This window comes from Bernardetia sp. Wsw4-3y2 (genome assembly GCF_037126295.1).
GTDB lineage: Bacteria > Bacteroidota > Bacteroidia > Cytophagales > Bernardetiaceae > Bernardetia.
Map to the genome: position 1 here is coordinate 1,585,954 of NZ_CP147017.1, position 15,392 is coordinate 1,601,345.

12 protein-coding genes are annotated in these 15,392 nt (G+C 31.1%); 5 read left to right on the top strand and 7 right to left on the bottom strand.

Annotated elements, in window-relative coordinates; translation table 11 throughout:
• Positions 1–37 precede the first annotated feature (37 nt).
• A complete protein-coding gene (locus V9L05_RS06225) occupies positions 38–601 on the top strand; it encodes a DUF1697 domain-containing protein (protein WP_338814806.1) in 564 nt (187 codons plus the stop codon).
• Between the two features lie 115 nt (positions 602–716).
• Positions 717–1,133 carry a hypothetical protein gene (locus V9L05_RS06230; protein ID WP_338814807.1) on the top strand — a complete coding sequence of 139 codons (417 nt, stop codon included), beginning with the start codon at positions 717–719 and terminating at the stop codon, positions 1,131–1,133.
• Positions 1,134–1,179: 46 nt separating this feature from the next.
• Here the strand turns inward: V9L05_RS06230 and V9L05_RS06235 are convergent, their stop codons facing one another.
• From V9L05_RS06235 to V9L05_RS06245, 3 genes are all read right to left on the bottom strand, one after another.
• Positions 1,180–2,913: a TonB-dependent receptor gene (locus V9L05_RS06235; RefSeq protein ID WP_338814808.1), complete on the bottom strand. Its 1,734-nt coding sequence runs from the start codon at positions 2,911–2,913 to the stop codon at positions 1,180–1,182.
• Positions 2,914–3,016: 103 nt separating this feature from the next.
• A complete protein-coding gene (locus tag V9L05_RS06240; RefSeq protein WP_338814809.1) occupies positions 3,017–5,980 on the bottom strand; it encodes a tetratricopeptide repeat protein in 2,964 nt (987 codons plus the stop codon).
• Between the two features lie 342 nt (positions 5,981–6,322).
• Entirely contained in the window at positions 6,323–6,931 is a 609-nt protein-coding gene (locus tag V9L05_RS06245) for a Maf family nucleotide pyrophosphatase (protein ID WP_338794081.1), read from the bottom strand.
• Positions 6,932–7,106: 175 nt separating this feature from the next.
• Between V9L05_RS06245 and V9L05_RS06250 the strand changes: the two genes are divergently transcribed.
• The gene (locus V9L05_RS06250; protein WP_338814810.1) at positions 7,107–7,454 is read left to right on the top strand and encodes a zinc ribbon domain-containing protein YjdM; all 348 of its coding nucleotides are present in this window, start codon (positions 7,107–7,109) and stop codon (positions 7,452–7,454) included.
• A 134-nt stretch (positions 7,455–7,588) separates the two neighbouring features.
• Here the strand turns inward: V9L05_RS06250 and V9L05_RS06255 are convergent, their stop codons facing one another.
• From V9L05_RS06255 to V9L05_RS06270, 4 genes are all read right to left on the bottom strand, one after another.
• On the bottom strand, positions 7,589–8,005 hold the full coding sequence (locus tag V9L05_RS06255; protein WP_338814811.1) for a type II toxin-antitoxin system VapC family toxin: 417 nt from the start codon (positions 8,003–8,005) through the stop codon (positions 7,589–7,591).
• The gene (locus tag V9L05_RS06260) at positions 8,006–8,749 is read right to left on the bottom strand and encodes a hypothetical protein (protein WP_338814812.1); all 744 of its coding nucleotides are present in this window, start codon (positions 8,747–8,749) and stop codon (positions 8,006–8,008) included.
• A gap of 177 nt (positions 8,750–8,926) precedes the next feature.
• Positions 8,927–11,086, bottom strand: a complete 2,160-nt coding sequence (locus V9L05_RS06265; protein WP_338814813.1) for a dihydrofolate reductase — start codon at positions 11,084–11,086, stop codon at positions 8,927–8,929.
• 206 nt (positions 11,087–11,292) lie between these two features.
• Positions 11,293–11,700: a DUF3276 family protein gene (locus V9L05_RS06270; RefSeq protein WP_338794070.1), complete on the bottom strand. Its 408-nt coding sequence runs from the start codon at positions 11,698–11,700 to the stop codon at positions 11,293–11,295.
• A gap of 283 nt (positions 11,701–11,983) precedes the next feature.
• Here V9L05_RS06270 and V9L05_RS06275 point away from each other — a divergent pair, with 283 nt between their 5' ends.
• A complete protein-coding gene (locus V9L05_RS06275) occupies positions 11,984–12,754 on the top strand; it encodes a DUF4290 domain-containing protein (protein WP_338814814.1) in 771 nt (256 codons plus the stop codon).
• A gap of 204 nt (positions 12,755–12,958) precedes the next feature.
• Complete coding sequence (locus V9L05_RS06280) at positions 12,959–15,175, top strand: ABC transporter ATP-binding protein (RefSeq protein ID WP_338814815.1); 2,217 nt, start codon at positions 12,959–12,961, stop codon at positions 15,173–15,175.
• The last annotated feature ends 217 nt before the right edge of the window (positions 15,176–15,392 follow it).

Below are 15,392 nucleotides of genomic sequence, written 5' to 3' on the forward strand. Positions count from 1 at the left end.
AAACCATAATTTTAGTCTATTTTTAACACAAATAAAGATGCAGAAGTATATTTCTATTTTGAGAGGAATAAATGTAGGAGGAAAACGAAAAATTCTGATGAGTGATTTAAAAGAGTTATATCAGAGTTTGGGATTTGAAAATGTTCAAACGTATATCCAAAGTGGAAATGTAATCTTTAATTCAAGTCTAGATAAAAACGAAATTTCTATACAAATAGAAAAAGCTGTCTTTGAAAAGTATGGCTTTGAAGTTCCTGTAATTATCAGAACAAAAGAAGAATTACAAAACATTCAGTCTTCAAATCCATTTATTGAATCAAAGGAAAATAGAAATAAAGAGAAAATCATAAATAATCTTCACCTGACTTTTTTAGAAGAAGTACCGACAACCCAAAATATAGAAAAGACAAAGGAAATTGAAGCAAAAACAGATGATAAATTTGAGATTGTAGAAAATAATATCTTTATTTTTTGTGAAGGAAAATACCATACTTCAAAACTGACAAATAATTTCTTTGAGAAAAAATTAAAAACAAAAGCCACAACAAGAAACTGGAAGACAATAGAGAAACTAACTGAATTAATGATAAGTGATAAATGAGAGGATGTCATATTCTTTCAATTTTATCAAAAATCTAGTAATTTTACAATATTCTGTTACTTTTTAGGTTTAAAAGTGTTTTGTAGTAGAATGATTAATTAAAATCCGAAATAGTATGTTCAAAAAATCAGCACGTCTTCCCAAACATAAAAAATTTGAGTTTCAGCCTCGCTTTTATAATCCAGATAAAGAAGATTTTGAGAAACGCAAACGCTGGACAGAAGCAGAAGAAAGACTAAAAAAATTAGAAAAAGAGGAAGCACAACAAGAAGTAGAAGAATTAAGCAACTACAATCAAGAGAACTCTGTATTGAGAGGTTCTTTTGGGAGAGCAAAAGAAAAACGCAAAACACTTTTTGGCAACATGTCAGTAGCTGTTTTGATTGTCTTGTTAGGTGGAGCAACTTATATTTTTGCTAATTTAGGAAGTGGAGGAGCTGATTTGGGTTGGCAAGTCTATACAATTCTTTTATTAGTTCCTATTTATATATTCTTTCGTGTTCGTGCTAATTCTAAAATTAAGAAAGACTAAATAAAATATTGAACGGTTAGTTTAGAACAAACCGTTCAATTTATTTCTAGAAGATATACTTTCCTCCCACAACAACTGTAATTCCGTTATTTGGATAATAAACAAAGCGTTGATAATTCTGTCCAATCAAATTATATCCATTTGCAAAAGCAGAAATTTGGTCAGTAAATTTATAAGAAACCGAAATACTCAAATCATTTATTGGTTTCAAATCATAAGTTGTTTCAGAAACAGGGTTTTGAGTTTTGATTCCAAACAGCTGTTGTAATGTAAGCTCTGTTTTGAGTTTTTCTATAAACGTATAACCCACACTCAAACTTGTTTGAAAACTAGGACGGTGATGAGCAACATCCAAATCAGTAAGTGAGTAACCAAAATAATTAGCTGACAAACGAGCATTCAAACTATTTTTTTGATATTCAGACGAAACTCCCAAACGTAAAACATTTACTTTATCATACAACAAACCAAATTGTGAAGAATCTGATACAGAAGGTGCAAAAAATGGCATATTATCATACAGGGCAAAACCAATTTCTGCATTTGCTTTTAGATTTTTATTGATTTTTGCTTGAATGGCTAAGTTTGCATCAATTTGCGAAAAAGTATGACTAAGTGGTTGAACAGAAGCTAAAAAAGGATTTTGAACAGTTAGCATTCGCAAAAATTGAGGTTTCACACCTCCACTTATCTCCCCTAAAACCCAAAGTTTATCTTTAGTAATTTGATAAGAAAAATCAATGTTTGGATAGAAAAAAAGAGTATTTCCAGTTGAGTTTTCCAGTAAAGAATCTGAACTATATGCTATTCCAGCCCCTACATTTAATGTCAAATTTTCAACAGAAAAATTATAAGAAGGCACAAAACTAACTAGTGTTCTATCATTCTTTAGTTTGATAGTCTGATTGTCTATGTTTAAAAAATTGCTTTTTTGCCCAGTTTGATGAAACTCTGCTTCTATCTTTAATTTTGATTTTTCAGAAATAGAATACAAAACTTTACCTAAAATAGGTATTTGCCATTCGCTTACATTATCTCTTGCAGCAAAATAATTAAATCCTACAGAAACTTTATAAGCTAATTTATCAGCACTAGAATCTCCAAATTCATCTTTTTTGGGAAGCGATGACACATCAATTTTAGTTTCTAGTCTGTGATAAGTTTGTCTAATATCTCTTTTGTCTGGAGCTTCTATATTTTGGTCATAACCATAATAATGCACTCTTTCCAAATTATAATTGATAGAAGAAGCTAAGACAAATTTCTCTTTTTTATGTTCTGAAAAAAGCAATAGGTTTGTATTTCCATAACCTGAATTTTGACCATCAACAACGCCATTCATAGATGAAAGATGATGAGCAAAAACGCCTAATTTATTCCTCTCATTAAAATCATGACTATAAAATCCTTCAAAATAAGGGGTTATATAATTTCCCAAACCAGCCTTTACATAGTTTCCCAAAAGCTCTTTCGGAATTGTTGGTGCAAGTTCGTTCGGAATTTCTCTAAAAGTAAGTCTATTAAAAGTCATTGTCTCGCTAAAATCAATCTCTGCATCCTTCGAAACTTGTAGAGTTGGAAGAGGAGTAATTTCAGCATTTGTTTTGATAGGAGGTTTTGCAATCAATTCGAATTCATTGGTTTTACGCACCTCAACATTTTCTTCCTCTAGTTCAGCTTGACCTTGAGCCAAAACTTCTTGACCAAAAATCAATGAAAAAACGGTCAGTAAAGGAATAAAAAAGTAAACGGTAAATATTTTTGTAGCTGTTTTTTTCATGCTGGAATTAAGCTATTTTTTGGTTGGGATAGAATTTTCAAGTTAATTTGTTGTTAGTTATAACACCAACAACAAATTATTTAATTATTATTGTAGGGTATTTTTAGTTCAATAACAAAGCTAGTTTATTTGCTTTCTGTTGTGTTTCTTTCTGTTCTGCAAATTGATTTCTCAAATCTTTCAAAATTGATTTTGCGCTTTGATTATCTCCAATCGTGTGCATCAGTTTTGCTAGTTCATAGAGAGCTTCAGAAGCATATTTTGGACTTGCTTGCCTATCGTTTCCTAATTTTGAAAAACCTTCAATAGCCTCATCTACTTGCTGTTGTCCTGCCAAAATTTTGTTTTCATACAAACGAATAAAGTCACCATTTGCATTTGCTTTTTTATTACGAATAATAGCCAAATAATCATTTGCTGTTGCGTAGTCTTCTTGCATACAATACGTTTTGGTTAGTTTTTCCCATGCCATTACCCGTATCGCATCAGTAGGAGCTATTTTTGCCAAACTTTTATAATTTGTGATAGCACTATTGTAGTTTTCTCTTTCAAACTCAATATCTCCTATATCAGAAAGCGCACCTGTTTGAAGCTTTCCTCCTACTCTTTGCAAATTACTTATCGCTTGAGGATTATCGCCATATTTTTGGTAACTTTTACCTAAATAATAATAAATACGATCATAATAAACCGTTCCTGCAATTTCGTTATTACTAACAATACTTCTAAATTGAGCTATGGCAGCTGATAACTGATTATTTTCATAAAGTTTAAACCCTGTATCAAACTCTTTCTCAAGGGCAGCAGTAGCATTTGAGTTGGTAGGGTTAGAAATAGTATTTGTTGTAGTATTAGGATTATAATTGGGATTATGGCTTGCATAGATATTTCTAAGTTCTTGCAAATTTGCAACTTCAACTCCATAAAATTCTGGAAAATTTCCTAAAGAACTCAAAGCAGAATTTGCATCTTTAGTAGTAGGATAGTTTGTAATCAATGTGGTATAATCATTAATTGCATTTTTATACCTTTTGAGTTCTGCTTGTGCATTTCCACGACTAAATAAAGCTTCACTTAATTTTTCACTTTGAGGATAACGTTTAATAAAATCGTTCAGAAGAGCTATCACTTCTTCACGCTTTCCTTGGCTTTCATACATTTTAGCCTTCATAATCTGTGAATATTGGGCATATAAAGAGTTAGGTGTTTGCATTACTTTATCAAACTGATGCATTGCTTTTGAATAATCGTTTTGAACAAAATAAATCTGACCTAAAGAAAAATTAATATACTCTGTTTCAGAATCGCCCAAATTTAGAGCTTTCATAAAATTAATTTCTGCTTCTTTATAATGTTTATTGGCAGCATAAATAGTTGCTACACGAGTAAGTGCATCTACAGCTTTTTCTTTTACAATTCCTGTCGGAGTAGACAAATATTCTTCCAACAAAACAAGTGATTGTTGTTTGGCTGCACTACTATAACTTGCTTTATTAAAATTGATAACTCCCATTCCGTATTTTGCATCAGCATAAAAACGACTTGAAGAAGGAATTTTTTTGTAATAAGATTCAGCTTCACTTACTTTTTGAGTATGTAAAAAAGCTTCTGCTGTATAAAAATCAATAAAGTTTTGAAGAGAATCATTGAGTTGTACCTCATTTTTGAACTGATTCATCATTTCATTCATCTCATTATAAGAAGACTGATTGAAAAGTTCTTTGATAGATTGTAAAGCCAAATGAACATACATTTCTTTAATTTGCTCTTGGTTTACAGTAGTTTTTTTGTCTTTCAAGTATGCCATAGCTGTTGTAGAACTCTGCATAGCTGCTAAAGCATTAGCTGTAAATAGAACTACTTCTGGCAAATAAATACTTTGAGAAAATTTCTTTTCAAATTTTGCACTTTCTGTAATCAAGAAATCATACTCTTCTGATAAATAGAGATTCTTTAGTTTAGAGTAATATGCTTTTTCAGCATCAGACGGATTGTAGGCAGCTAACTCATCATAAGTAGAAGCTGCTTTTTTATAATTATTTTGTTTCTCATAAATGCTTGCTTTCATAAGTAAAATGGGCGAATAAAAAGTACCACCAGCAAGAGAAGAAGTTTGATAATCTAAAAATTCGTCATATTTTTCTGTCTCATAAAGTGTATTGAGATATTGATAAGCTACTGAATCTGAAAGCTGTTTACTATTGCGTTTATAACGTCCAAACCATTCATAAGCCAAGTCAAATTCCTTATTGAGATATGCACATTGAGCAGCATAATAAAAAAGTTCTATATCATGTTTTTCGTTTGCAATAGAAGAAAGAAAATCACTCAAACCTTGACATTCTTCTAAGCTATAATAAGATTTAGCAATCAGCTTGTTTGCACTTTCTGTATATTTTGCATCTAATTTTGCTTGATTTAGGTATTTTATAGCTTGTTCAAAACTTCCTAACTCATAATTTATAAACCCTATATAATAACTAGCTTGAGCATAATACTCATTATTTTTAGATTGTAGAGATGAAAATGTCTGTAAGGCTTCTCTTTTTCTTCTAATTTTGAAATAAGAATATGCCAAACGGAAATTAATTTCTAGTTCTTCTTTTTCAGTAGGGCGAGATTTTTCTAAAGGGGCAAAATAATAAACTGCTCGTCGATAATTTCCTTCTTCATAAAAAGAGTTTGCTAAAGCGAGTTTAAGATTATCAGCATACAGAGTTTGTTCATATTGATTGATAAACTCAATACTATTTGCCTCTGAATATGATTTTTTGAGGTAGAGTTCACACAATCGTAGATAATAAATAGCTTCTACTGTTTTAGTAGATTCGGTCTGGGGGACAACAGAAGAATTCTCAGAGGTGAGATAAGACGAAAAAGTTTTTTGTGCAGCTTCATAATGTTGCTGTTCAAAGAGATTAAGTGCATTTTGGAAGGTGTTTTCTAGTGGGTTTGAACCGATACCTGTATGATGTTGGGGAAAAACATACGAACATGGCAAAAAGAATACTAAAAAAAGGGACACACACATTCCTACCACACTTTTTAGTAGGTTTTGGAAAGGCATATTTGAATTATTATAAAGTAACAGGAATAGGATATTTTTAAGAATGTCGTATTTGGGACAGTTCTTTATACTGCAAATTCGTCTATTTTCTTAATTTTTGCAAATCTTATTTATTTATTTGATGTAGATAAAATTTTAATTATAAGAAATTTATTATTTAACAAAAATGCTATTTAAATAATTTTAAATATATAAAATATTTTTTTATTCAAATCTAGTTAAGTAATAATAATGTTTTTTTATACGAAATAATGAATAATCTTAACCATTAATTTGATGTTAAAATTTATGAATATACTAACTAATTAAGAAAAACAGAAAAAAAATAAAGTTACTTATCACTTAAGTTAAGAAATCTATCCATTCTTTGTATAGTTTCTGCACAGGTAGCCCCATTACATTAAAATAACTTCCATTTATTTTTTCTATACCTATCATTCCAAGCCATTCTTGCGCTCCATACGAACCTGCTTTATCAAAAGGTTTGTATTTTTGGATATAATAGTCTATTTCATTTTGGCTTAATTCTTTAAAAAACACTTCTGTTTCATCTGAAAAGCTATGTAATTTGGATTTTGTACAAATGCAAACCCCTGTAATTACTAAATGTTTTTTTCCTGAAAGAAGATTAAGCATTTCTCTAGCTTCAACTACATTTTGAGGTTTATTTAAAATCTTATCTTCAATTACTACAATTGTATCAGAAGTAATTAAGACTTCATTCAGAAAATCTACATCATTTTCTTTTAATTCTTCTTGTTGTGCTACTGCTTTTCGTTCAGCTAGTTTTTGGGCTACCTCTTTTGTCTTCCAACTGGGTAAAATATCCTCGTTTACGTCTTTTACACGCTGTTCAAACTCTATATCCATAGAAGATAAAAGTTGTTTGCGACGTGGCGACTGCGAACCCAAAATGATTTTATAGTGATGTAAAAGATGATTTAGAAGCATATTTTTTGGAATAGAATGTTATACTCAAGGAGTTAATCAACTCAAAGGAAATAAATTTTAGTGAAAATAAAAACTTGAGTCTATGAATTTTTGATAGGTTTGTTACCTTTAACCTTAAAAATGGCGTACATTTGGGTTTATTAAAAATTAGTTAACTTTTTAAAAGCCTCAAAATATGCAAAAATGTCCAAGTTGTGATTGTCCGTATGGATATGCTGTAAGTGATGATTTATACAACTGTCCTGAATGTTCGTTTGAATGGAATCCGAATGACACAGAAACAGCAAAAAATGAAGAAAGTAGTGAAGAAAATATAGTTATCGATGCAAATGGAAATCCTCTACAAGATGGTGATGATGTTGTCATTGTAAAAGATTTACCCGTAAAAGGCGCACCCAAACCTATAAAAGCGGGTACAAAAGTCAAAAATATCAGAATTACAGATGGCGACCATAATATTGATTGTAAAATTACAGGATTTGGAAGTATGGCTCTCAAATCTGAATTTGTAAAAAAGGCTTAGGTTTTTGAATTATGGTAGGGTAGGATTGGTAAATAATTTATATGATTGATGAAGATAACTTCAAATTTCTTTTTTCCAATGCCGTTGTTGGTATTTTAGCGAAGCGACACCAACAACCAAATAATATCCAATACCTACTTCGTCCAGTTCTCTGTTTTTAATTCATCTATTCTACCAAAATGCTTGTTGTTATTGGTTATCAGAACAAAATTTTCAACGATAGCTGTTGCAGCAATCAAAATATCGTTGTGAGCAATACTATTTCCTTCACTTCTTAGTTGTGTATAAATTTGTGCTGCTTTCTGTGCTACTTTTTTGCTGATTGGTAGAATAGTATGATTATTCAAAAACACTTCAATTTCGGCTGTTCGTTCTTTTGTATCTCCAAAATAAAGTCCATTCAAAAGCTCATAATAGGTAATAATACTGATGTTGATTTTTTGATGTTCTTTCAAGTATTCATTTACTTTTTGAGTTACTTTTTTTTCATTCTTTTTCTCATTTCTCAAAAAAAAGGACAGTGTATCGGTGTCTAATAAAATAGGTTTCATCTATTTTTTTAAATAGTCTTCTGTTGTATAAATTGCATTAATTACAATATTTTTATTTTCGCCTATTACAAACTCACTCAATCCGACATGAGATTTGTTTTTAGGATTCCAATCATACGTATAACCGAGCTGTGTCCAAGGATATTTTTCATCTATTCGGCATTGATAATAACGACTAACTCTATTCTCGTTTACCCAACTCATATACGAAGTATCTGTATTTTCAGGGAAGCATAAATCACATTTATTATCTGTAATTTCACTATCAGGGCAAGGGCGAAATAAATCTTGAGGCTTTACCCAAAGTTCGACAAAATAACTATAAGTAGCATTTGGGGGCAATCCTAATAATTGTTTGAGTCTTAGATTCACATTTTTAGTCTTTTCTTTTTTCATTCTCTCTACCAACTCTGGCGCAGTTGTAACCCATATTGGATAATTTCCAGTATTATAATGAGCAGAATCTAAATATTTTTCATAGTATGAAACATTTTGTTTCCAAGTAACCATTAAGATATACTCTTCATCATTAATTGTTTTTCGAATCAAATTAGTATTTTGAGGAGTAATAGAAACTAAATTAGTATAGACTTTTTCCACAGAAGGCGACATAGAGTTTTCGATTGATTCTTGATACCATCCAAATTCTCTATCATAAGTAATTTTACCATCAACTATTTTGACAGATTGACAAGCTCCCAAAAACAGAAATGTAACAAAAAAGAGTAGCTTAAAATTTTTCATAGTAAGAAAGTTAAGTGTGAATAGATAGCAATCTAATTAGAAAAATAGTTAATTCAAAGTAACAAATCAATCACAATAATTTATAAAAAGAAGAAACCTATTCAGATTAATCTAAATAGGTTTTTTGAGTTTATAAAAAATAAATTGCTTCTTATTCTGAAAAATAAGCTACATTTATTATGGTTTCAAAAAGCTATAATTTTCGCTAAAGTTTATCATTTGTTCTGCAAAAGAAGTGGAATAGCGAATCTTTACATCTGTGATTTCATCACCTTCCATGACAGGCTCAAGAACAGGTTGTAAAAATCCAGAATAAGGTGCTAGATCAAACTGTGCATAACGCTCTTTTACTTCTTTAAGCATTGCTGCATCTACTTTTACGCCATATCCTTCTACTAATTTTTCGGCTGATGCATAATCACCTTCTGATTTGAGTCGCTGAATTTCTCTCAAAAGCTCTCCAAAAATAACACGTAATTTATCATAATCATTGACTAAGAAATACGTTTTGCCATCGATTACTTTTTTCTCAATTACGTTTTCGGCTTGTCCTTTTTCGAATGCCCATTTTGCAACTAATTGACGGTTACGCATGTGGTCTTCTTCAATATCTGCACCTTCATCAAGACGACGAAGTTGTAACATCATTCCATTCATGATATAAGAATCGTACTCAGCTTTTCCAGCTTCAACAGAAGGCAAAAGACCTAGCTCAACTAATTTTGGGTCTAAAAGATAATACAAAGCCACCAAATCAGCACGAGCTTCTTCCAAAGTAGAAGAGTAGTTTTTGAGTGTTTCTTTTGGTGTTCCTACTCCTTTATTGATTTGTCCAGAAGCGTGTCCGATTACTTCGTGAAGTGCTGTGTGCATTTTTCCACCTACATCTCCATATTCTTTCTGACGATTTTGTAGTTCTTCGGTTGGATAAAATTCGGCAGTCGTTTTTCCTCCCGATGCGTGATTATAGGCATCTTCAATATTTCCTAAAGAAACCGACTTCGAACCATACTGTTTTCTAATCCAGTTTGCATTTGGAAGATTGATTCCGATAGGCGTAGAAGGGGCAGCATCTCCAGCTTCATTGACAACTGTAATGATTCTATATGTAACACCTTTTACTTCTTTCTTTTTGTGTTCGTCCATAATGGAAGAATTATCTTCAAAATATTGTGCATTTTCTGACAAAACAGCCATACGTTTTGAGGCTTCTTTATCATCCATAAAAATCACAGATTCGTAATTTGCACGATAGCCAAGTGGGTCTCCATAGACTTCAATAAATCCATTAATAAAATCAATATTTGTGTCTGTTGTTTCTACCCAAGCGATAGACATTTCATCAAATGTTTTCAAATCACCTGTTTTGTAATACTGAACAAGCAAATCAATTACTTTCTTTTGGTTAGCAGATTCGGCAACTGTTGAGGCTTTTTCTAACCAATAAACCATTTTTTCTAATGCTGCTGCGTATTGTCCACGTTTTTCGGCTGTTCCGATTCCATATTTGTATTCGTAAACGCCGTCTTTTTGTAGTCCTACAAGTGCATTATCAGGAGTAGTTCCTTTTATAAGTTGAGAATTCAGACCATACGAAATAGGCGTTTCATCATTCGGATTGGCAAAACTTTTATAGAAATTTTCTACTTCTTTTTGAGAAAGATTTTCATAGAAATTAGCTGCCGAAGTTTTGACTAAATCTTGTCCTTTCGTTTTGTTTACTTTCTTTCCATCGACGTTTGCATCAAAAATAACAGGCTTTAACATGGCTAAAAATGCCGTTACATCTTGTCCTTCTTTCATTTCAAAACCAGCTTCTTCTGAGTTAGTAACTAAATTTTCAAAAAACTCATACGAAAATTCAGGCATTAATTTTTTTTCTGAATAATGATGGTGAATTCCGTTAGAAAACCAAACTCTTTTTAAATAGGTTTCGAATTGTTGCCACTCTTCGCCAGATTTATCTCCGTTGTAAGTTTTATAGATATTCTCTAATGTTTTTCTGACCAAAAGATTGTGTTTGTAATTTTGGTCATACGTAATATCACGTCCACTACGCCCAGCTTCTGAAAGATAATAAAGAAGTTTCTTTTGAGAAAGAGGAAGCTCATCAAAACCTTTTACTTCGTAACGCAAGATTTTTATATCAGCAAAACGCTCCCCATCATAAGGAGGAATTTCTTCTTTTTCAGTAGTTGTAGCAACAGAATCTGCTTTTACTTCTGTTGTGTCAGTTGGTTTTTTATCACCACAAGCAGGCAAAAACACTACGCCTGTACAAAAGGCTGCCAAAAGTCCATAATAGGAAATTTTGGATTTTAATTGGACTAAATTCATTTTTTATAAGGGTTAGTTTAGCTTCGCTGAGGGCTAAAGCCGTTGTTGTATAGCTATTTAATAAATCAAATGAGCTTTAAATTTGAGGTAAGTTAGTGTTTTTCTGTATTTTTTGAAAAAATATAAGTGCCTTAAAAAACTTTACATAAAAAAACGCTTCATTTCTTATAATAAAGCGTTTTTTAGGTTATCAGTATGTTATCAATTTAATCCCATTTCAAATGACTTCTGACTTCGTCATCTTCTGAATTAGTTTTTTTGATAAGGTTTTCGTCGTCTTCTTCTCTATCAAACTGTGTAAAGTCATAATTTGGCATCAAATCGCTTTTTACATGTTCAACAACTTCTGTAAGTCCTGCTATTATTTTATTAAAATCTTCTTTATATAAGAAAACTTTATGTTTTTCAAAAAAATGACTTCCATTATTACGGAATACTTTTTTGCTCTCTGTTAGTGTAATATAATAATCTTCTTCCCAACGAGTAGGCTTTACGTCTATAAAATAAGTACGTTTTCCAGCACGGACTTTTTTTGAAAAAACGGTTTCATTGTGATAGTTAGGCTTGGAATAATCGTTGTTTTTTTCCTGCTCATCGTCAAAATACTCGCTCATTTTTATTTATTTTTTAAATGGTTATGAAACTCTTTTTGATTAAATCTTTAGAATAGAAATACGCTTTAAGACTTCAAATATATTAAAAACTATTTCTTTTTGAAAAATCAAGACCTGAAAAATAAGGGTTTAGCAAATCAGAGTTCCATTTTCAAGTAAAGATTTGCTATATTTACAACCAAATTTTACATTAGAATAAAGAAGTTGGGATAGCATTCAAGTTCTTTGTAAAATATTCTCAACTAGAAAATAGCCTAAAAAAACATATAAATTAAATATAGACTTGGAACAAATAGAAAATCCAGATGGCACACAAAGTTCAGCCAAACTCAAAAATTTAGATTACAATACACAAAGAGATGCTCTTGTTTTGAAAGAGTATGGAAGAAATATGCAAAATATGGTGCGTCATCTCAAAACCATTGAAGATGTAGAGGAACGTACTCGTGCAGCCGAAACACTCATCAATTTGATGAAGCAGCTCAACCCAAGTGTAAGAGAAAATAGTGATAATATCCATCGAATTTGGGATCACTTATATATTATGGCTGATGGAGAAATTGAGTTTAATAATGAGTTTTTGCCACAAACAGAAGAAGAACGCACCAAAAAACCTGACCATATTGGTTACACCGAAACTCCTGTTAAGTATCGTCATTATGGTAGAAATGTAGAATTAGTAATTGCAAAAGCAGCTGAATTAGAAGATGAGCAAGAAATCATTGATGCTGTCGCTGATATTGGAAAATTAATGAAATCTTTTTACCTTACTTGGAATAGAGATAGTGTAGAAGATGAAGTAATTTTAAAAGACATTAAACGCCTTTCTGGTGGAAAAATAGATATTGATATAGAAATCATTAAAGAAGATAATCTTTTTGAACTCGGAAGCGCACCACGACAACGTCCTCAAAGACAAAGTTCTAGTGATAATCGTTCTCGCTCTAATCGCAACTCTAACTCTTCACGTCCTACTGCTTCAAATAATGCAAGCAATAGAAGAAGAACGCAAGGAGCTAAGAAAAATAGAAGAAACAAGAAAAGAAGAAAATAATCTTCTTATCAACTATAAATTAAAATCACTATCCAACCTTTATTTCAAATAGTGATTTTATTTTAAAAAATATTAAAAGTAAAGCTATTAAAAAAGTTAGTAAACCTTTTTCAACTTTATTAGTTCATAACTTTGTCAAAAAATAGCCAATACGTTTTGTAGTTTTTAAGTCTACAAAAAGCCAAAAAGAAATTATCATCACTTATGCAGTACGAAATAGCTAGAAACATTGTCTTTCAAATCATAAAACGTTGGAAACCAGACGAAGCACACTATAAATTTTCTCCTGTTGCTACATCAGAAGGAATTTCTAGCAGAAGAGAAATGCGTCAATGGGTCGGACATTTACAAGATGTTGGACGTGAAGCACATTTACATTTCATTGAAAAAGAAATTTCAAGAGAAGAGTTAGATGAAGTTCTTTCTGTTACTGCGCTTCCTTTAGTTCTTTTTCAATCTAATGAAGGAAATGCGAACCCTATTTTGGCCTGGCATGGAAAAAAGGATACCATCCATACTATGCAAGAAGATGGTGAGAACTGGAAAGAAAATGATATTGTCAATCATAATGAACTCATCAGTACGCTTGCTTGTAAAGCTGATTTGTATGGAGATAGTGAATTATGCCAGCCCAACACTATTTATTGTCTTGTTCCGATGCTTATTGATCCTATTGCTACACCAGAAGAGACAAAAGGTAAAGACCGAACTCCTGCACAGCGTTTGTGGCATTTACTCCTGACTGAAAAACGTGATATTTCTTACACCTATATTTATGCAATGATTGTAGGTTTGCTTAGTCTTACCTTACCTTTAGGTGTTCAAGCTATTATCGGACTTATTTCAGGTGGTCTTATTATCAATTCCATTGTTGTTTTGATTGCCTTTGTGGTAGCAGGTACACTTATTAGTGGAATCATGCAAATTATGCAGATGAGTATTGTAGAGACACTTCAACAACGACTTTTTACTCGTGCAGCCTTTGAGTTTGCTTATCGCATTCCTCGTATTCGTTTAGAATCGATCCTTACGCAATATGCTCCAGAACTTGCCAATCGTTTTTTTGATATTCTAACACTTCAAAAAGGTTTAGCTAAATTACTTACTAGTGTTATTACAGCTCTTTTACAAGTTCTTTTTGGGTTGATGCTTTTGGCTTTTTATCATCCATTTTTTGTATTTTTTGGTTTGTTTTTAGTGGCTGTTTTGGGTCTGATATTTTACTTTACAGGAAAAAGAGGTTTAGATACAAGTCTTTATGAATCAAAATATAAGTATAAAGTAGCATATTGGTTAGAAGAATTGGGTAGAAATCAGAGTGTTTTTAAAATAGCAGGAAATACACTTCTTCCTTTAAAGAAAATGCAAAAGCTACTTACAGGGTATTTATATAAAAGAAAATCACATTTCCGTATTTTAGTAATTCAATATTCAGCTTTTGTAGCCTTTAAAACAATTATTACTGGAGGTGTTTTGATTTTGGGTAGCCTTTTGGTTATCGAAAGAGATATTACTTTAGGTCAATTTGTAGCTTCTGAAATTGTAATCATTTCAGTTATTACAGCAGTAGAAAAAATGATTTTGAATTTAGATGTAATTTATGACACACTTACAGCAGTAGAAAAAATTGGGAATGTAACTGATTTGAAATTAGAAAAAACAAATACGTTTGATAATTTTAATAGAAAAGGTTTTCATATCAAAGCACATGGAGTTTCTTATACTTATCAAGGAAATGATACTCCAACTCTCAAAAATGTAGATTTAGAAATAAAACCTCAAGAATATGTAGGAATTATTGGAAACGAAGGGGCTGGAAAATCTACTCTAATGAAAATCATTACTGGACTTTATGACGAATACAAAGGACATATTACTTTCAATGGTTTTACACTGCGAGATTTAAATATCAAAAATTTACAAGATTACATTGGAGACAATCTTTCTCATGAAGATGTTTTTGAAGGAACACTTTTAGAAAATATCACAGTAGGAAGAGAAGGTTTTAATATGGAATATCTCAATCACGTTTTGGATATAGTAGAACTAATTGATGACATTCAATCTCTTAAAGATGGTCTACAAACACAGATGTTACCTTCTGGACAAGGTTTTTCTTCTACCTTCCAAAAGAAAGTAGTTTTTGCAAGAAGTATGCTAACACATCCCAACTTAATTGTTTTTGATGATTTTTTCTACAACCTAGAAGGTAGCTATAAACGTAGAGTTTTAGATAAAATCTTACAAAAAGATAAATATCCTTGGTCTATTTTTGCAGCTAGTCATGACCCTATTTTATTAGAAAAAATGGACAAGATTTATTTAATGAAAGATGGAACAATTATTAAAGAAGGTACTTTTAATGACCTTTTGAAAGATGAGTATTTTGATGATTTGATTGCAGGTATTTTTGAAAAATAAATATTCTAATTAATCAGAAAACAAGAAAATAGAGTAGCTTAGAAAGCAATACCACTCTTTTTTTTGTAAAAAATGTTGCTAAAAGTGATAATTAACATTTCCGATAGTAGAATAATTTGTTTTTTTATTGTATTTTTGAATCGTAGTGAAAAATATTATCATAGCTAGAAAGCAAAATTCACGATAAATAATTACACAAATTAGCAAACCAACAGTA

Coding starts and splice junctions, on each gene's coding strand:
- V9L05_RS06225 (WP_338814806.1), top strand. CDS start 38: ATGCAGAAGTATATTTCTATTTTGAGAGGAATAAATGTAGGAGGAAAA.
- V9L05_RS06230 (WP_338814807.1), top strand. CDS start 717: ATGTTCAAAAAATCAGCACGTCTTCCCAAACATAAAAAATTTGAGTTT.
- V9L05_RS06235 (WP_338814808.1), bottom strand. CDS start 2,913: ATGAAAAAAACAGCTACAAAAATATTTACCGTTTACTTTTTTATTCCT.
- V9L05_RS06240 (WP_338814809.1), bottom strand. CDS start 5,980: ATGCCTTTCCAAAACCTACTAAAAAGTGTGGTAGGAATGTGTGTGTCC.
- V9L05_RS06245 (WP_338794081.1), bottom strand. CDS start 6,931: ATGCTTCTAAATCATCTTTTACATCACTATAAAATCATTTTGGGTTCG.
- V9L05_RS06250 (WP_338814810.1), top strand. CDS start 7,107: ATGCAAAAATGTCCAAGTTGTGATTGTCCGTATGGATATGCTGTAAGT.
- V9L05_RS06255 (WP_338814811.1), bottom strand. CDS start 8,005: ATGAAACCTATTTTATTAGACACCGATACACTGTCCTTTTTTTTGAGA.
- V9L05_RS06260 (WP_338814812.1), bottom strand. CDS start 8,749: ATGAAAAATTTTAAGCTACTCTTTTTTGTTACATTTCTGTTTTTGGGA.
- V9L05_RS06265 (WP_338814813.1), bottom strand. CDS start 11,086: ATGAATTTAGTCCAATTAAAATCCAAAATTTCCTATTATGGACTTTTG.
- V9L05_RS06270 (WP_338794070.1), bottom strand. CDS start 11,700: ATGAGCGAGTATTTTGACGATGAGCAGGAAAAAAACAACGATTATTCC.
- V9L05_RS06280 (WP_338814815.1), top strand. CDS start 12,959: ATGCAGTACGAAATAGCTAGAAACATTGTCTTTCAAATCATAAAACGT.